The sequence below is a fragment of the Pseudonocardia sp. McavD-2-B genome, from assembly GCF_024124365.1.
Lineage (GTDB): Bacteria > Actinomycetota > Actinomycetes > Mycobacteriales > Pseudonocardiaceae > Pseudonocardia > Pseudonocardia alni.
The window spans coordinates 1-16941 of the sequence record NZ_JAMXSG010000011.1; the positions used below are offsets into that span (position 1 = coordinate 1).

Below are 16941 nucleotides of genomic sequence, written 5' to 3' on the forward strand. Positions count from 1 at the left end.
GCTGCACTCCGCTGCCGCGGACCTGCCCCCGGCCGAGCTGGAGGCCGCGCACTACCGTCAACACATCGGCCAGCCCGAGTCAGAGCACTCAACCCGATAGCTCTCCGGACACGCCGGGGCGGTTCACTTCGACGACCCCGCCGCCATGTGGCGAGCCCTCGCCGAAGACCCCAACGTCCCCAGCACCACGATCCGCTCCCCCGACGGCCAGACGGACTGGAGCCAGCAGCACATGACACTCCCGGCGATGCTGCACGCCGCCGAACCCGACCCGCTCCGCGCCGCCATCGCCACCCTCGTCCACGCCGCCACCGGCGTCGGCTACGACCGGAGGGGTCTGCTGCTGACAGCCGCCCACCAGGTCGCAGCACCCTGAGACTCAGCCAGAGAGCCGTGCCCGTCTCGCAGCGGGCCGACGCGGAGGTCACCGCCTGCCGCCAGCTCACCATGACCCGTCGGCTCTCCGATCTCGTGCTCCGGTACTCGTCCAGGACCACGACCTCTGTGGCCGCGCGCTTGCGCCACACGATGATCGCCGAGACGATGCCGCCGTGCGTGCACTCCTGGTGATCCTCGGGTCCGTCGGCCTGGGCACTGGCGTGCTGTGCGCCGCACTCACCCCGCTCCTGCCCCTCGAATCGTTCACCTCGGCACCGACGTCGCACCGGACGAGCGCCTACGAGTCCACCCTTAGCATCACCTACGACTGGTCCCCTAGCCTCGCGATCCTGCCGGCCTCGGGTCTCATCCTCGGACTCATCATCGGCATCGCTCTCCATGTCGGAGGGTGGCGACTCCGCCGAGCCTGAAGTCCGCTCGTCGCCCTGCCTCGTACTGTCGTCCGGCGACGCTGCCAAGCCGACCAGAGGGTTGCGGCGAACCCGAGGTCGCGGACCCAAATCGGCCCAGGACCGCGGAGTACCAGCCCGTGCCAGCGCTCCAGAACGCCTCAGCCCGAGGGCCGACAGCCCGGTGCTCGCCGCTGATCTCAACAGTGCCGCAGGCCCCGTCTCCGATCTTTCCACGGCGAACATCACCGAGAGACTCTTCGAACTCGACACGTGGGTCTGCCGCCACATTGAGCCCGACGACCCGATCGCATCGGGGCAGCCGGTCACCGACGCGACGACCCGCCACCTGACGCTGGAGACAACCCCGGAGCGGCCCGCTGGTCCGGACGGCCCATTGCCGCCGCGGCATACCCGGAGGACGCTAACGATCATGGCAGTCGACGTCCGCCTCCTCGACGGACCCGCCGAGGGTGTGACCGCTCACTACGGGTACATGTCGATTCCCCTGCCGAGCCTGTACTGGTCGGACGGCCGAACTAGCCGACAGGCCGTCTACCACCGGGTCGAGGACTACCCGGACCCCGACGGCGCCTGGCTCTACCGGGCCGCGGTGCCGCCACCCTGACCGGTGCCGGTCGAGGTATCGGGGACTCAGGTCCGCCATCATCCCTTGTCCACCCACAACGGCACGTACTCGGCGGCCTCCCGGTCGAGGGCCGCTCATGGCGTTCGCCGGCAACTTGGCCGCGCACGACGCCCGGCACCTGGGTCGCGACCTTCGTCCGCGATCGGGCGATCAGCCCTGCCTTTCGCGCCCGTCGTCGCTTTGCTGCGATGCGTACCGTCTCGCAGCGTCCGGACTCGGAAGGGGAGTGCCCATGACCAATGTCGACGAACGGGCCCACGAGGCAGAACGCGCCGAGCAGTATCGCGCCCTCGTCGAGTACGGCTTGACGGCCGGAATCGGGGTGGGCCATTCGCTCGGGATCACCCTCGAGGCGATCGGGGCAGGCCGCGCGGTCTGGACGATGCAGCCGTCGACCCGCGCCGCCGATGCCCACTACTCCGTCGCGGGCGGCGTCCTGGCGACCCTGATGGAGGCGGCGATGGCCAGCGCGGTCCATGCGGCGCTCCCGCCCCGAACGACGTACACGGCGGCCGGACTCTCGATCGCCCTGGTCGGCAAGCTCCGGGTCGACGATCCCGAGGTGTGCTGCGAGGCCCACGTGGTGCACTGCGGCAGCAGAACGGCGACCGCCGACGCCCGGGTCATGACCGCGGACGGCAGGCTGGTGGCTCACGGAGGAGCCTCGTTCCTGGTGTTTCCGGTGCCTCAGGGTTGAGTTCACTGAGGGAGGTGCGAGAGAGGTCACAGGGTCGATCGGCCGCCACCCCGGGTCGAGTTCCGTCAACGTTCACACACCGTTGCACCTCCTCGCTTACGGTCGGATCCTCTAGGCGAGGAGACCCCTTCCATGGAACTGCGACATTTGCACTCCTTCCTCACATTGGCCGAGGAGCTTCATTTCGGCCGTGCCGCCCAACGTCTGCACATGGCCCAACCGTCACTGAGTCAGCAGATTCAGAGGCTCGAACAGAGCCTCGGCACCCAGCTCGTCGCCCGATCGTCGCACGAGGTGCACCTGACTCCCGCGGGCGAAGCCTTCGTGGTCGAGGCCCAGGCCGTGCTCAGCCGAGTGGACCGGGCCAAGGAGACCACCCGCCATGCGGCGGAGGGCCGCGCGGGCACGGTGCGAGTCGGATGCAATCTCCCTGCGGCGCAAGGTGTCCTGCCACGCGTGCTCGCCCGGTTGCGTAGCGAGCTGCCGGATGTGGTGGTGGCCCCCCGGGAGATGTGGACCGGGCCTCAGCTGCGCGCCCTGCAGGCGGGGGACATCGACGTCGCGATGGTGTACGGACCCCCGCCCGACGGGGACTGGGGACACCAGCGCCTGCTGCGCACCCCGCTGGTCGCCCTCGTCGGTGACCGCCACCCGTGGGCGTCGCTCGGCCAGGTGAGCTTCGCCGAGCTGCAGGGCCAACAGTGTCTGCTCTTCCGCCGCGAACGCAGCCCCGCGATGTACGACCTGATCACCCACACCGCCGGCGCCGCGGGCTTCACGCTCGACGTCGTCGACCAGGTCGAGGACCCGGTCGCGACGTCGATCGTGGTGTCGATGCGGAACGTGGTCGGGTTCTGCTCTGCGTCCCGGGCGGCGGCCGTCTGCGCCTCGGCCGTCGGCATCCGGCCCGTCACCGTGGCGCTCGTCGATCCGGTACCGGCGCTTGAGCTGTACGCCGTGTGGCGGTACGACGTGGACAACCCGCTGGTCGAGGAGTTCGTCCGCTGCCTGAAGGCGAGCGCTCCGTTCGGCCAGCCGGGGCGCAGGCCCGCCGCCGCCGTACGCGCTGTCGGAGCCTGAGCTCACCGATTCCACTGTCGAAACTATCGGCCGAGAGCCCATGGCTCTGGCGCGCCGTCGGCCCGAACGGGGTGGGTGACGATCACTGGCGATCGCACCACACTTCCGCCCCGGAGGTCGAGCATGACCGACGCCGCCGCCCCCTCCCGCAACAAGATCATCAGCAATCCCTACATCCACCGCCTGCAACGCAGGCACTTCCTGCTCTTCGACATCGCGCCCATCATCGGCACGGTCGTCGCGCTGGCTCTGTTGCCGTTCCTGCCGTTCGGCGCCACCGAGATCGCCCTGCTCGCCGGCATGTGGCTGGTGTCGGGCCTGGGCATCACGGTCGGGTACCACCGGTTGTTCACCCACCGCACCTTCAAGGCCCCCCCGTTCGTCGAGGCGATGCTCGCGATCACCGGGTCGATGGCGGGTCAGGGCGGTGTGGTCTCCTGGGTGGCCATCCACCGGCGCCACCACGAGTTCAGCGACCGTGACGGGGACCCGCACTCCCCCAACCTCTCCGGCGACGGTCTGCGCGGTGTCCTGCGCGGGCTGGTGCACTCGCACTTCCTCTGGATGCGCCGCCACGAGTACCCGAACATCGCCCACTACGCGCCCGACCTGCTGCGCAACCGCCGCCTGGTGAACGTGAGCAGGCACTACTACTGGTGGTTCGCGCTGGGCGTGGCGGTACCCACGGTGATCGGGGGCCTCGTGCACCTGAGCTGGCAGGGCGCGCTGGCGGGGCTGCTCTGGGGCGGCTTCGTACGGGTCTTCCTGCTCGAGCACATCATCTGGGCCATCAACTCCTTCCTGCACCGTTGGGGCAGCAAGCCCTACGACTCGCGGGAGAACAGCCGCAACGGCGCGGTCTTCTCGCTGCTGACCTTCGGTGAGTCGTGGCACAACAACCACCACGCCTTCCCGAGCTCGCCCAACTTCGGCCTCCAGTGGTACCGCCCGGACCCGGGCTACTGGCTGATCCGTGGGCTCAGCGCGGTCGGGCTCGCGAGTGACCTGAAGAACCCCGCCGCGGAGCAGATCGCCGCGAAGCGGATCCGTACCGACGAGCGGAAGGCCGCCGCATGACCACCACGCCCGCGACCGCCGAGATCCTCACCTGGGCCCAGGAGTACCTCGCCGACCTGCTCGGCTCGGACACGGGCTCGCTGGACCCCGACACGGACTTCGACCAGCTCGGCATCGACTCCGCGCTCGCGGTGTCGATGCTCACCGAGATCGAGGACCGCTTCGGGGTGGACCTCCCGCCCGAGTCGCTGTTCGAGAACCCCACGCTCCGTGCCGTCGCCGATGCCGTGCACGCCCGCCTCGCCACCGCGGCTCCCTCCCCGTCGACGTCGTGACCGGGACGGCGCCGAGCACCGCGTGGTCCGCGGCTGCGGCGATCCAGCACCACTACGACGTCGGCAACGACTTCTACCGGCTCTGGCTGGACCCCGACCTGACCTACTCGTGCGCCATGCCCGAGCAGCGGGACGACGACCTTGTCGCCGCCCAGCAGCGCAAGCTCGACCACCATCTCGACGCGGTCGGCGCGGAGCGCTGCGGACGGCTGCTCGACGTCGGCTGCGGCTGGGGCTCGGTGCTCGACCGGGCCCTGGCCAGGGGGACCGGCCACGCCGTGGGACTCACGTTGTCCCGGGAGCAGGCCGCCCACATCGAGCAGCAGGGTGACGCGCGGCGGGAGGTCCGGCTGGAGAGCTGGACCGACCACGTCCCGACCGCGCGCTACGACGGCATCGTGTCCGTCGGCGCGTTCGAGCACTTCGCTCGGCCGGAGGACGACGACGCCCGCCGGATCGGCCGCTACCGGGACTTCTTCGGCCGCTGCGCGGACTGGCTGACCCCGGGCGGGGTGCTCTCTCTGCAGACGATCGCCTACGGCACGCTCGACCGCCGGGACGCCAGCGCCTTCATCCAGGAGGAGATCTTCCCGGCGGCGGACCTGCCGTCACCGCTGGACGTCGTCACCGCCGCCGAGGGGCTGATGGAGATCCGGTCGTGGCGCAACGACCGGCTGGACTACGCGTGGACCTGCGAGCGGTGGGCCACGAACCTGCGGGCGCACCGCGACGAGGCCGTCGCGCTGGTCGGCCCGGAGGTCACCGCCCGCTACGAGCGCTACCTGCGGTTCGCGTCCGTCGGCTTCCGGATGGGCAAGGTCGGGCTGCTCCGGATGGTGCTGGCCCCCGTCGGCTCGCCCTGGGCCGGTAGGCGATGAGCGGGGCGGCCACCGCCGCGACGGGCCGCGACGTCGCGACCGTCCGGTTCAACCCGTTCGACGCCGGGTTCCGGACCGATCCCTACCCGCACTACCGGGCGCTGCGCGAGCAGAACCCGGTGCACCGCACGCTCGGGATGTGGGTGCTGACCCGGCACGCGGACGTCACCGCGCTGCTGCGGGACCGCACGACGTCCGTGGCGCTGCTCCCCGAGCTCGGGGAGCGCCAGGCGCAGCGGCTGGTCAAGGCGGACCCGACGCTCGCCACCCCGCCGACGCTCGCGCGCATCGCCCGGCTCGCGCGCACGTCGCTGGTGTTCACCGACGACCCCGCACACGCCCGGCTGCGTGCGCTGGCCGGACCGGTGTTCGGTCCGCGCACGCTCGCCGCGCTGCGCCCGACGGTCCGCGCCGAGGCGGACCGGCTCGTCGACGAGCTGGTCCGGGCGGGCGGTGGCGACGCGGTCACCGAGCTGGCCGCCCCGCTCCCGCTTACGGTGCTGACCGCGGCGCTCGGGCTGCCCGCCGAGCTGCGTCCGCAGATCGCCGACTGGACGCATCGGCTCCGGTTCCTGCTGGAGCCGGGGATGCTCGGCGCCGAGTCCTTCGCGCAGGTCGCAGCGGCGGTCGAGGAGTTCACCGGGGTGCTGCGGGACATCGTCGCGCAGCGGCGGCGGACTCCCGGCGAGGACCTGGTCAGCGTGCTCACCACCGCGCGATCCAGTGGTGAGGGGCTGGACGACGAGGAGCTGGTCTTCGTCGCGATGATGACCTTCATCGCCGGGCTGGAAACCACGACCGCGCTCATCGGGAACGGGCTGCACGCGCTGCTCACCCGTCCCGACCAGGCCACCGTGCTGCGCGCGGAACCCGCCCGGGTCCCGGCCGCGGTGACCGAGCTGTTGCGCTACGACAGCCCGCTGCAGCTGACCAAGCGGCTGACCACCCGCGACACCGAGGTCGGCGGGCACACGATCCCGCAGGGTGCCCAGGTCCTGCTCTGCCTCGGAGCGGCCAACCGCGATCCCGCGGTGTTCGCCGACCCCGACACGCTCGACGTCACCCGCACCGCGACGAGCCACCTCGCCTACGGGCGCGGCATGCACGGGTGCGTCGGGGCCGCGCTGGCGTCCCTGGTCGCGGAGGAGACCCTCGCGGCGCTGTTCCGCGGCACGGCCGAACTGGAGCTCGACGGGCCGGTGGCGTGGCAGGAGCACAGCCAGATCGTGCGCGGCGTGGCCCGGCTCCCCGTGGTCCTGCGATGACGGCGGCGGCGGGGACGACGGGAACCCGGTCCTGGTTGCGGGTCAATGGCCCCGCGGACCCGCGGCTGACGGTGGTGTGCCTGCCCCACGCCGGGGCGGGCGCGACTTCCTTCGCCCGGTGGCAGGCCGCGTTCGACCCCGACGTCCGGCTGGCCCGCGTCCGGCTGCCCGGCCGCGAGGACGCACCCCACGAGGCCCCGCTGCGGCGCGTTCACCAGGCCGTCGACGGACTGCTCCCAGCGGTGTCCGCGCTGGTCGGCGACAGTCCCGTCGCGCTCTACGGGCACAGCATGGGCGCGCTGGTGGCCTACGAGCTCGCGCGGGCGATGGCCGCCGCAGGCACCCCGCCGGTGCGACTGGCCGTGTCCGGGCGGCGGGCGCCGCACCTCCCGCCGCGCCGACCCCCCATCCACCTCCTGCCCGACGACGAGTTCCTCGCGGGCGTCGACGCCATGTCCGCCGCCCCGGTCCGCCGGACCGCGGCCGGGACCCCCTACCTGTTGCGCGTGCTGCGGGCGGACCTGGAGCTCGGCGAGGAGTACGCGCACGCGGCGGACCCGGTGCTCCACGTGCCGCTCACGGCGTTCGGCGGCGTCGACGATCCCGTCGTCGCGCCGGACGAGATCGCGGCCTGGGCGGACGTGGCCGCGGACGGTGCCGACGTGCGGATCCGCCCGGGTGGGCACTTCTTCCACCACGACTCGCGTGCGGTGATCGCCGCCGCGCTGCAGTCCGGTGCGTGAGCCGCCGGGGCCCCGGGAGCAGCTCCGCGCCCGGGCCCGCGCCACACCGGACCGGCGTGCCGCGGTGTTCCTGGACGACCGTGGCGCCGAGACCGCCGAGCTGACCTACGGCGGGCTGCTCGGCCGCGCCCGGATCCTTGCCGCACGGCTGGGCGAGCACGTGCGGCCGGGCGACCGCGCGCTGCTGGTGTTCGCGCCCGGTCTGGAGTTCCTGGTCGCCTTCTACGGCTGCCTGGAGGCCGGCGTGATCGCCGTGCCGGTGCCTCCGCCGCGGCGGGGCGGAGACCTCCAACGCGGAACGCGGCACGTCCTCGCCGACGCCGAGCCCGCGGTGGTCCTCGCCGACACCGCGACGGCCCGCGGGCTGGTCGACCTCGGTCCCACGGTGCTCACCGTGGGCCTCGAGGAGGCCTTCATCGGCTCTGCCGACTCACTGGACGACGGGCCCGCCGACCCCGCCGCGGTGGCGTTCCTGCAGTACACCTCCGGGTCGACGTCTCTGCCCAAGGGCGTGATGGTGACCCACCGGAACCTCGCCGCGAACCAGCAGATGATCACCCACGGGTTCGGCCAGGACGAGCACTCGCCGATCGTCGGGTGGGCCCCGTTGTTCCACGACCAGGGGCTGATCGGCAACGTCCTGCAGCCCCTCGGGGTGGGCAGCACCGCCGTGCTGATGTCCCCGGCGACGTTCGTTCGCAGGCCGCTGGCCTGGCCGGAGGCCGTCTCCCGGTACCGGGCGCGCAGCAGCGGTGGACCGGACTTCGCCTTCGCGACGGCCGCGGCCGCCGCCGAGCGCCACGGCCTCCCCGAGGGCCTGGACCTGCGGTGCTGGCGGGTCGCGTTCGACGGCGCCGAGCCGGTCCGGGCCTCGACGCTGCGGCGCTTCGCCGCCGCGTTCGCCCCGGCGGGGTTCGCCGCGGAGGCCCTGCACCCCTGCTACGGGCTCGCCGAGGCGACCCTACTGGTCACCGGGAGCAGACCGGGTAGGGCGCCGCGGCTGCTCGACGTCGACCCGGCCGGGCTGGCCGCCGGAAGGGTCGTCCCGACCGCGCCGGCACGGGGGCTGGACTCGGACACGGACCGCTCGACCTGGCCGGGGCTCGAGGATCGCGGGGCGGACGGGCTCGGCCGGAACGGGACCGGGACCGTCCGCACGCTCGTCGGGTCCGGGGAGGTGCCGCCCGGTGCCGGGCTGCGGATCGTCGACCCGGAGTCCGGCCGGGAGTGCCCGGAAGGCATGGTCGGGGAGATCCGGGTGCACGGGCCGCACGTCACCGCCGGGTACTGGCGCCGACCCGATGCCACCGCCGACGCCTACGGGACTGGCCGGGAGCTGCGCACCGGGGACCTGGGCGCGCTGGTCGAGGGCGAGCTCTACGTGGTCGGCCGGCGCAGCGATCTGATCGTCGCGCGCGGGCGCAACCACCATCCGTCGGACATCGAGGCCACGGTCGCCGCGGCGCACCCCGCGCTCGGGCAGGCGGGGCCGGCGACGGTCGCGGCGTTCGGGCTGGCCGACGAGGAGGGCGGCGCGGAGCGGGTGGTCGTGGTCGCGGAGCTGCGACCCGACCGCGAAGGCCCCGACCACACCGTGATCACCACCGCGGTGCGGGCCGCCGTGCTGCGGGAGCACGACGTCGCGCTGGCCGGGGTGGTGCTCACCCGTCGCGGGGTGCTCCCCCGCACGAGCAGCGGGAAGATCCAGCGGCGGGCGGCGCGGGAGATCCACCTCGGCGGAGGGTTCCCGGCCCCACCCCGGTGAGCGCAGGCGACCGCGCGGACCTCGTCGGCCGCGCGGTCGCCCAGCCCGCTCAGAGCCGGACGGGTACGCGCATCCGCCCCCGCACCAGGGTGTTCGGGCTCCAGTCGACCGGCTCGTCGACCGGGGTCAGCCCGGGGAACCGCTCGACGAGCGCGGGCAGCGCCACCGTCGCCTCCATCCGGGCCAGCGCGGCGCCGAGGCAGTGGTGCGCGCCGCGGCCGAGCGCGAGGTGCGACCGCTCCCGCCCGGGCCGGAAGGTCCACGGGTCGGGGAAGGCGGCGGGATCGTGGTTGGCCGCGGTCACCAGCACCTCGACGACGGTGCCCGCGGGCACGTGCGCGCCCTGGAACTCGACGTCCGCCTTCGCTCGGCGGACCGCCCGGGTGACAGGCCCGCACATCCTGAGCAGCTCCTCGACCGCGGCGGGCCAGCCTTCGGGCTCGGCGCGCAGCCGGGCGGCCTCCGCGGGCAGACGCGCCAGTTGCAGGGCACTCCCTGCGAGCAGGTGCATCGTCGTCTCGTACCCGGCGCCGACCAGGAACAACGCGGTGACGACGAGAGCGTCGTGCGTGGTCCCACCCTCGGCGAGCCGGGCGAGCAGGCCCTCCCCGCCGTGCGCACGGATCGCGGTGACCTGCTCGTCGAGCCACCCGCGCAGCGCCGCGACACCCTCCTCCATCTCGACGAACCGCTCCCAGGTGAGCCCGCCGTCGAGCCCCGCGGTGGCGGCGTCGCCCCAGTGCGGCAGCTCGGCGGGGATCTCGCCACCGTGGACGGGCAGCCCCAGCACCTCGGCGATCAGCCGCAGCGGCAGCGGGCGGGCGAAGGCGTCGACGAGATCGACCGTGCCGTCGGGGTCCGCCGTGGCGGGCAGCTCGTCGAGCAGCGCGTCGACGGTCGCCACGCAGTGCTCGCGCCATCCGGCGACCACGCGCGGGGTGAAGGCGCGGGTCAGCAGGCGGCGGTGGTGGGCGTGCGCCTCGCCGTCGAGGGTGACCAGGGACGGCGCGCTGAGCGGCCCGAGCGGCCCCTCGGCGGGGGGGAGCATGCCGAACTCGTCCGAGACGAGCACCTCGCGGGCGACGTCGTAGTGGGCGGTGACCAGCATTCCCGGCGCCGGACCCGGCGCGAAGGGCCGGTGCTCGCGCATCCGGTCCCACGCCGGGCCGGGCCCGGCCTCGGGCTCCGGCGACACGACGAGCTCGGCGGCGGGCACACCCTCGCGGGCCCGCCTGCGGGCCGCGCCGAGCAGGGCGCCGTGGACCACCGCCCACCGGCGGCGCTGGTCGCGGTCGACGGACAGGCCGGGGGGCGGCTCGGTGGCGGGGTGCGGGGCGGCGGTGGGCTGGGTCGGGCTCACGGGTCCAGCGTCACAGGGTGAGGTCCCGGCCCAGCCCGTCGATCGGCAGGGCTGATCGCCCTAGTGGAGGGTGAGTCCCCCGTCGAGCAGCAGGGTCTGGCCGGTGATCCAGCCTGCGTCGTCGGAGAGCACGAACGCCACCGCCGCCGCGACGTCCTCGGGGGTGCCGAGCCGCCCGAGCGGGTAGTCGGCGGTGGCCTCGGCCTCGCGGCCCGCGTAGATCGCCGTCGAGAAGCGGGTCTTGACCAATGCCGGCGCCACGGCGTTGACGCGCACGCCCGGCCCCAGCTCCAGCGCGAGTGTCCGGGTGAGGTGGACGAGCATGAGCTTGCTCGCGCTGTACGCACCGAGCCCCGCGGACGGGGCGAACGCGCCGATCGACGACAGGTTGACCACCGCGCCGCCGTGCTCCCCGAGCCACGCTCGGTGGGCGTGCTGCACCCAGGACAGCGCGGCCAGCACGTTCGCCTCGACCGTCGTGCGCGCGGCCGCCAGGTCCAGGTCGACGAGCGGGCCGAACACCGGGTTGATCCCGGCGGAGTTGACCAGGAGGTCGAGGCTGTCGAAGGTCTCGACGGCCCGGGCCACGGCCGCGGCCCGGTGCTCGTCGTCCGCGGTGTCCCCGGCGACGCCCACCGCGTGCTCAGGGCCGCCCAGCTGGGCGACCGCCTCGGCGAGCGGGCCGGGCTTGCGGCCGGTCACGACCACCCGCGCCCCCTCGGCCACCAGCCGCTGTGCGACCGCGAGGCCGATGCCCCGGCTCGCGCCCGTGACCAGCGCGGTCCGACCCGCGAACCGGGGCTCGGGTCGGTTCACGGGGCCATCACGTGGTCCGCATAGCGGCGGCGCAGGTCGTTCTTGTCGAACTTCCCGGTCGAGGTCTTCGGCACCTCGTCGAGGAAGACGACGTCGTCGGGAACCTGCCAGCGCGGCAGGCACCCGGCGAGGTGGATCAGCACGTCCTCGCGGCTGACCTCGGCGCCGGGCCTGCGCACGACACAGGCCAGGGGCCGCTCGGACCACTTCGGGTGCGGGACGGCGATCACCGCGGCCTCCGCCACCCCCGCCATCCCCATGACGTGGTTCTCCAGCTCCACCGAGGAGATCCACTCGCCCCCCGACTTGACCAGGTCCTTCGTCCGGTCGACCAATGTCACGAAGCCGTGTCCGTCGATCACCGCGACATCCCCGGTGCACAGCCAGCCGTCCGCGGTGAAGCGGCTCGGGTCGCCCTCGCCGTAGTAGGACGCGGCCACCCACGGCCCGGCGACCTGCAGCTCACCACGCGCGACGCCGTCCCACGGCAGCTCCGCCCCGGTGTCCGGGTCGACCAGCCGCAGCTCGACGAGCGAGGCGGGCGAGCCCGCGCGGGACCGTACGAGCGCCTGCTCCTCCTCGGTGGCGCCGTCGTGCACGGTGCGCAGCCGCCCGCTGGTGACCATGGGGCTGCACTCGGTCATCCCCCAGCCCTGGGTGAGCGGCACGCCGAGCGTGGTGCGCCAGGCTTCGGACAGGGAGATCGGCACCGCGGAGCCGCCCGAGAAGACCAGTCGCAGGTTCGGGACGTCCCCCGCGGCGAGCTCGGGGAGCACGCCGGTCCAGATCGTCGGGACCGCCGCGGCGATGGTGACCCGCTGCTCCCGCATCAGGTCGGCGACGTCGCGCGGGGTCGGGCTCGGACCGGTCAGCACCAGCGTGGACCCGGCGAACACGGCCGCGAACGGGTAGCCCCAGGCGTTGGCGTGGAACATCGGGACGACCGGGAGCAGCACGTCCCGCTCCCCCACGCCTGCCGCGTCGGCCACCATCAGCCCGAGCGAGTGCAGCACCGTCGAGCGGTGCGAGTAGAGCACCCCCTTGGGCTTGCCGGTCGTGCCGGAGGTGTGGCACATGGCGGCCGCGCGGTTCTCGTCGTCGACGACGAAACGCCCGGTCACGGGCTCGACGCCGGCGAGCAGGGTGTCGTAGTCGACGATCCGGTCGTCCGCCGGGAGGGGCGTCAGCGAGCCGTCGTCCACGACGACCACCCGCCGCACCGCGGGCAGCCGGTCCACGACGGCCCAGAACTGCGCGAACAGCCCCCGCTCGACGACGACGACCTCGTCCCCGCCGTGCTCGACCACCCCGACCAGCTGGTCGGCGGGCAGCCGGATGTTCAGGGTGTGCAGGATCCGGCCGCTGCACGGCACCGCGAAGTACAGCTCCAGGTGCGCCGGGGCGTTCCAGCAGTAGGTGCCGACCCGGCCGTCCGGCGAGACGCCCAGCGCGTCGAGGGCGGCGGCGAGCCTGCGGACCCGCTGGGCCCACTCCCGGTAGGTCCGGGTGGTCAGGGCGCCGTCGGCGGCACGGGCGACGATGGTCTTGTCCCCGAACAGCTGTTCGGCGCGGTGGAAGACGTGGGGCAGGGCGAGCGGGCGGTCCTGCATCTGGCCGTGCACGGCGGGTGCCTCTCGGTTTCGGGTGGGGTTCAGGCGGGGCTGTGGTTGGTCACCGTGAGCAGCGCGGTGGCGCACAGCTCGGTGCCGTCGTCGACGGTCAGGTCGACGGCAGCCACGGACGTGCGCCTGCCCGGCCGCAGGGTGCGGGCGCGGGCCACGAGGACCGCCCCACGGGCCTCGGTGAGGAACTTGACGGTGAGGTCGGTGGTGATCACGTGGGTGCCGACCGGCAGGTGGGTGGCGGCGGCGGCCGCACCAACGAAGTCCGCCAGGCTCGTGATCGGCCCGGCCTGGAAGGCGCCCGGCGCGTGGGAGTGGTCCTCGCGCCACGGCAGCCTGCCCTCGGCGCCGCCATCGCCGATCACGGTGAAGGTGAACCCGAGGGCGGTGGCGACGGGCAGGGAGAAGACGGCATCGGCGATGTCCTGGCGGAAAGCGGTGCTGGTGGTCATGCGGGAACCTCGTTCCGGTCGGCGGTGATCGTCTCGACGAGTCGGGTGTCGTGGGTGGCGGTGCGGAAGCGTTCGTCGTCGAGCAGGTCGGCGAGCAGCGGGGCGGTCGTCGCGATCCCTCGGCCGCGGACGCGGACCTCGCCCAGCGCCGCGCGCATCCGGGCGATGGCGCCGGGCCGGTCGGGTGCCCACACGACCACCTTGGCCAGCAGCGGGTCGTAGAAGCCGGGGATCCGGTGGCCCGGGTGGACGTGGGTGTCGACGCGCACGAACGGGCCGCCCGGCAGCACGCACTCCTCGAGGAGACCGGGGGTGGGGACGAAGTCCCGGGCGGGGTCCTCGGCGTTGATCCGGCACTCGATCGCGGCGCCTGCGAGCCGGACGTCGGCCTGGGTGAGGCCGAGCGGCGCACCGCCCGCGATCCGCAGCTGGGCCGCGACGAGGTCGATGCCGGTGGCCATCTCGGTGACCGGGTGCTCCACCTGCAGCCGACAGTTGACCTCCATGAAGTGGAAAGCACCGCCGGGCTCGAGCAGGAACTCGACGGTGCCCGCGCCGACGTATCCCGTGTGCCGGGCCAGCGCCGTCGCCGCCTCGCCCAGCCGATGCAGGGTGTCCTCGGCCAGGGCCGGGGCGGGGCACTCCTCGACGAGCTTCTGGTGACGGCGCTGCAGGCTGCAGTCCCGGGTGCCGAGGTGCACGACGGCGCCGTGGGCGTCCGCCAGTACCTGCACCTCGACGTGCCGGGCCGAGTCGAGGTAGTGCTCCACGAACAGCCGGGGGTCGCGGAAGGTCGCCGCCGCGGTCGCGCGGGCGCGGGCCCAGGCCGCGGCGAACGAGTCGGGCTCGCGGACGACGTGCATGCCGCGCCCGCCGCCGCCCGCGACCGCTTTGATGATCACCGGGTAGCCGACCGCGTCGGCGACGGCCCTGGCCTGTGGCTCGCTCCCGAGCTCCTCCCGGCTCCCCGGTAGCAGCGGGAGCCCGGCCGCGGTGGCGGCGGCCCGGGCCCGGGCCTTGTCGCCCAAGGCCTCGATCACGTCCGCGGGCGGCCCCACGAACGTCAGGCCGTGGTCGGCGCAGACCTCGGCGAAGTCCGCGTTCTCGGACAGGAAGCCGTAGCCGGGGTGCACGGCGTCCGCACCACGCAGCCTGGCGGCCTCCACGACCGCCGGGATGTTGAGGTAGCTGGCCGCGGCGGGGCCGGGCCCGATCTGCACCGCCTCGTCCGCCAGCCCGACGGCGAGGGAGTCGCGGTCCGCGGCCGAGTGCGCCACGACGGAGGCCAGGCCCAGCTCACGACAGGCGCGCACGATCCGGACCGCGATCTCGCCGCGGTTGGCGACCAGGACCTTGCGTATCACGGCTCACCCAGCCGCAGGAGGGGCTGCCCGTGCTCGACGGCCTCGCCGTCGGCCACCAGGAACTCCTCGACCCGGCCCCCCAGCGTCGCCTCGACGGGGATCATCAGCTTCATCACCTCGACGATGCCGATCTGGCGGCCGGGCTCGATCACGTCACCCTCGGCCACGAACGGCGGGGAGTCGGGGCCGGGGGCGCGGTAGAACACGCCGACCGCCTCCGAGGTGATGGTCCGGCCGGGCGAGGGCGCGACCGCGGGCGGCTGGAGAGGTGCGGGGCTCGGCGCCGCCAGGCCGGAGAGCTCCAGGCTCACCCCGCCCGCCGCCAGCCGGACCGGTCCGAGCCCGGCCAGCTCGCGGGCGTGTCGGGTGAGGACCTCCAGCACCCGGTCCGCCTCGGCGGCCGTGATCCGCTCGCTCATGCCGTCTCCCGCTCGACCGTGGGCAGGATGCCCGTCTCCGCACCGAACGCCCGGAACCGGGCCCGCCGCCTGCGCACCAGCTCAGCCCCTGGGACCCCGTCCAGCCTGCGCAGACAGGCCGAGACGGCATCGGCGAGGGCGTTCGCCGTCGCCGCCGGGTCGGTGTGCGCGCCACCGGGTGGCTCGGGCACCACGCCGTCGATCACCCCGAGCCGCAGCAGCGACGCGGCGTCGACCTGCAGCGCGGCGGCGGCCCGCGGCGCCTGCGCGGCGTCCTGCCAGAGGATCGAGGCGCAGCCCTCCGGGCTGATCACCGAGTAGACCGCGTCGGAGCAGGCCAGCACCTGGTCGGCGACCGCCAGCGCCAGCGCGCCCCCGCTGCCGCCCTCGCCGGTCACCACCGCGACGACCGGGACGGTGAGCCCCGCCATCGTCGCGATGTTCTCGGCGACGGCCACGGACTGGCCGTGCAGCTCGGCCTCCACGCCCGGGTGCGCGCCCGCGGTGTCCACCAGCGTCACCACGGGCAGCGACAGGGTCTCGGCGAGGCGCATCACGCGGGCGGCCTTGCGGTAGCCCGCGGGCTCGGGCATGCCGAATCGGCGGGCGCTGAGCTCCGTGGCGTCGTGGCCCTTCTGGGTGCCGACCACCGCGACCGCGCGGCCGTGCAGCCGCCCGAGCCCCGCGACGACCGCCGGGTCGTCCGTGCCGCGCCGGTCCCCGTGCAGCTCCACGAAGTCCTCGACGACATGCGCGACGTAGTCCAGCGTGGTGGGGCGACCGATGTCGCGGGCGTGCCGCACCGCCTCCCACGGCTCCCGCCGCGGCAGCTCGCGGACGAGCGTGGTCGGTCCGGTGCGGTCCTCCTCGGCGACCGGGGCACAGGCGAACCCGAGCAGCCTGCCGAGGACCTCACGCAGCTCGGCCCGCGGCACCACCCGGTCGATCATGCCGTGCGCGAGGAGGTGCTCGGCGGTCTGGAAGCCCGCGGGCAGCCGCTCGCGGATCGTCTGCTCGATGACCCGGCGACCGGCGAAGCCCATCCGCGCGCCCGGCTCGGCCACGATCACGTCGCACAGGGTGGCGAAGGACGCGGCGACGCCGCCGTAGGTCGGGTCGGTGACCAGCGAGACGGTGAGCAGGCCCGCCTCGCGCAGTGCGGAGAGCATCTGCGCGGTCTTCGCCATCTGCATGAGGGCGAGGACCCCCTCCTGCATCCGGGCTCCGCCGGACGCGCAGACGATCAGCAGCGGGGTCCGCTCGGCCAGCGCGACCTCCCCGGCCGCGGTGATCGACTCGCCGACCGCGCAGCCGAGGCTGCCGCCGAGGAACCGGAAGTCCATCGCCGCGACGACGACCCGATGCCCGGCGAGCGCGCCGCGGGCGCAGACCACGGCCTCGTCGAGCCCTGTCTTCCGGCGGGCCTCGGCGAGACGCTGCGGGTAGGGCTTGGCGTCGACGAAACCGAGGGGGTCGACGTCGGAGTGGACGGTGGTGAACGGTGCCGCGGTGCCCTCGTCGAGCAGGCTCGCGAGCCGCTCGGGGGCGGTCAGCGCACCGTGCGCGCCGCACTCCGGGCAGACGCGGTCGGTGCGCTGGTACCGCCTGCGGTACAGCAGCGCGCGGCAGCCGGGGCACTGCAGCCAGCCGCGTTCGGGGGTGATAGTCACGGAAGCCTCTCTCGGCGCGGG

Annotated in this window: 18 protein-coding genes; 11 read left to right on the plus strand and 7 right to left on the minus strand. The window is 74.0% G+C overall.

The window, feature by feature from the left end; translation table 11 throughout:
• Positions 1–145 precede the first annotated feature (145 nt).
• The 11 genes from NH602_RS03230 to NH602_RS03280 all read left to right on the plus strand — a co-directional run bounded on the left by NH602_RS03230 (position 146) and on the right by NH602_RS03280 (position 9217).
• The gene (locus tag NH602_RS03230) at positions 146–376 is read left to right on the plus strand and encodes a hypothetical protein (RefSeq protein WP_253066970.1); all 231 of its coding nucleotides are present in this window, start codon (positions 146–148) and stop codon (positions 374–376) included.
• 175 nt (positions 377–551) lie between these two features.
• Positions 552–809 (plus strand): hypothetical protein, encoded by a 258-nt coding sequence (locus NH602_RS03235; protein ID WP_253066971.1) that lies wholly within the window; start codon positions 552–554, stop codon positions 807–809.
• 163 nt (positions 810–972) lie between these two features.
• Entirely contained in the window at positions 973–1416 is a 444-nt protein-coding gene (locus tag NH602_RS03240; protein WP_253066972.1) for a hypothetical protein, read from the plus strand.
• A gap of 253 nt (positions 1417–1669) precedes the next feature.
• Positions 1670–2134: a PaaI family thioesterase gene (locus NH602_RS03245; protein WP_253066973.1), complete on the plus strand. Its 465-nt coding sequence runs from the start codon at positions 1670–1672 to the stop codon at positions 2132–2134.
• 132 nt (positions 2135–2266) lie between these two features.
• A complete protein-coding gene (locus NH602_RS03250) occupies positions 2267–3214 on the plus strand; it encodes a LysR substrate-binding domain-containing protein (RefSeq protein ID WP_253066974.1) in 948 nt (315 codons plus the stop codon).
• 123 nt (positions 3215–3337) lie between these two features.
• A complete protein-coding gene (locus NH602_RS03255) occupies positions 3338–4291 on the plus strand; it encodes a fatty acid desaturase (RefSeq protein ID WP_253066975.1) in 954 nt (317 codons plus the stop codon).
• Positions 4288–4566, plus strand: coding sequence for an acyl carrier protein (locus tag NH602_RS03260; RefSeq protein ID WP_253066976.1), 279 nt, complete (start codon positions 4288–4290; stop codon positions 4564–4566). The genes NH602_RS03255 and NH602_RS03260 overlap by 4 nt, the downstream gene beginning before the upstream one ends.
• Positions 4563–5444, plus strand: a complete 882-nt coding sequence (locus NH602_RS03265; protein WP_253066977.1) for a class I SAM-dependent methyltransferase — start codon at positions 4563–4565, stop codon at positions 5442–5444. Before NH602_RS03260 ends, NH602_RS03265 begins: the two co-directional genes overlap by 4 nt.
• A complete protein-coding gene (locus tag NH602_RS03270) occupies positions 5441–6709 on the plus strand; it encodes a cytochrome P450 (protein WP_253066978.1) in 1269 nt (422 codons plus the stop codon). The genes NH602_RS03265 and NH602_RS03270 overlap by 4 nt, the downstream gene beginning before the upstream one ends.
• Positions 6706–7452 (plus strand): thioesterase II family protein, encoded by a 747-nt coding sequence (locus NH602_RS03275; protein WP_253066979.1) that lies wholly within the window; start codon positions 6706–6708, stop codon positions 7450–7452. The genes NH602_RS03270 and NH602_RS03275 overlap by 4 nt, the downstream gene beginning before the upstream one ends.
• Positions 7445–9217 (plus strand): fatty acyl-AMP ligase, encoded by a 1773-nt coding sequence (locus NH602_RS03280; protein ID WP_253066980.1) that lies wholly within the window; start codon positions 7445–7447, stop codon positions 9215–9217. Before NH602_RS03275 ends, NH602_RS03280 begins: the two co-directional genes overlap by 8 nt.
• Before the next feature lie 49 nt (positions 9218–9266).
• On the opposite strand, the gene NH602_RS31770 is transcribed toward NH602_RS03280, so the two are convergent.
• The 7 genes from NH602_RS31770 to accD are packed head-to-tail and all read right to left on the minus strand — an operon-like array spanning position 9267 to position 16920.
• Positions 9267–10577, minus strand: coding sequence for a cytochrome P450 (locus tag NH602_RS31770; RefSeq protein WP_253066981.1), 1311 nt, complete (start codon positions 10575–10577; stop codon positions 9267–9269).
• A 60-nt stretch (positions 10578–10637) separates the two neighbouring features.
• The gene (locus tag NH602_RS03290) at positions 10638–11393 is read right to left on the minus strand and encodes an SDR family oxidoreductase (RefSeq protein ID WP_253066982.1); all 756 of its coding nucleotides are present in this window, start codon (positions 11391–11393) and stop codon (positions 10638–10640) included.
• Positions 11390–13015, minus strand: coding sequence for a long-chain fatty acid--CoA ligase (locus NH602_RS03295; RefSeq protein ID WP_253066983.1), 1626 nt, complete (start codon positions 13013–13015; stop codon positions 11390–11392). The genes NH602_RS03290 and NH602_RS03295 overlap by 4 nt, the downstream gene beginning before the upstream one ends.
• Before the next feature lie 29 nt (positions 13016–13044).
• Complete coding sequence (locus tag NH602_RS03300) at positions 13045–13467, minus strand: PaaI family thioesterase (protein WP_253066984.1); 423 nt, start codon at positions 13465–13467, stop codon at positions 13045–13047.
• Complete coding sequence (locus NH602_RS03305; protein WP_253066985.1) at positions 13464–14831, minus strand: acetyl/propionyl/methylcrotonyl-CoA carboxylase subunit alpha; 1368 nt, start codon at positions 14829–14831, stop codon at positions 13464–13466. The genes NH602_RS03300 and NH602_RS03305 overlap by 4 nt, the downstream gene beginning before the upstream one ends.
• Positions 14828–15250, minus strand: a complete 423-nt coding sequence (locus NH602_RS03310) for a biotin/lipoyl-containing protein (RefSeq protein ID WP_253066986.1) — start codon at positions 15248–15250, stop codon at positions 14828–14830. The genes NH602_RS03305 and NH602_RS03310 overlap by 4 nt, the downstream gene beginning before the upstream one ends.
• Positions 15247–16920, minus strand: a complete 1674-nt coding sequence (gene accD, locus NH602_RS03315) for an acetyl-CoA carboxylase, carboxyltransferase subunit beta (protein WP_357440853.1) — start codon at positions 16918–16920, stop codon at positions 15247–15249. The genes NH602_RS03310 and accD overlap by 4 nt, the downstream gene beginning before the upstream one ends.
• Positions 16921–16941: the final 21 nt, after the last annotated feature.

What these genes read in the sequence shown, in the direction of transcription:
- NH602_RS03230 (WP_253066970.1), top strand. Translation starts at nt 146, where the DNA reads ATGTGGCGAGCCCTCGCCGAAGACCCCAACGTCCCCAGCACCACGATC.
- NH602_RS03245 (WP_253066973.1), top strand. Translation starts at nt 1,670, where the DNA reads ATGACCAATGTCGACGAACGGGCCCACGAGGCAGAACGCGCCGAGCAG.
- NH602_RS03250 (WP_253066974.1), top strand. Translation starts at nt 2,267, where the DNA reads ATGGAACTGCGACATTTGCACTCCTTCCTCACATTGGCCGAGGAGCTT.
- NH602_RS03255 (WP_253066975.1), top strand. Translation starts at nt 3,338, where the DNA reads ATGACCGACGCCGCCGCCCCCTCCCGCAACAAGATCATCAGCAATCCC.
- NH602_RS03260 (WP_253066976.1), top strand. Translation starts at nt 4,288, where the DNA reads ATGACCACCACGCCCGCGACCGCCGAGATCCTCACCTGGGCCCAGGAG.
- NH602_RS03270 (WP_253066978.1), top strand. Translation starts at nt 5,441, where the DNA reads ATGAGCGGGGCGGCCACCGCCGCGACGGGCCGCGACGTCGCGACCGTC.
- NH602_RS03275 (WP_253066979.1), top strand. Translation starts at nt 6,706, where the DNA reads ATGACGGCGGCGGCGGGGACGACGGGAACCCGGTCCTGGTTGCGGGTC.
- NH602_RS03300 (WP_253066984.1), bottom strand. Translation starts at nt 13,467, where the DNA reads ATGACCACCAGCACCGCTTTCCGCCAGGACATCGCCGATGCCGTCTTC.
- NH602_RS03310 (WP_253066986.1), bottom strand. Translation starts at nt 15,250, where the DNA reads ATGAGCGAGCGGATCACGGCCGCCGAGGCGGACCGGGTGCTGGAGGTC.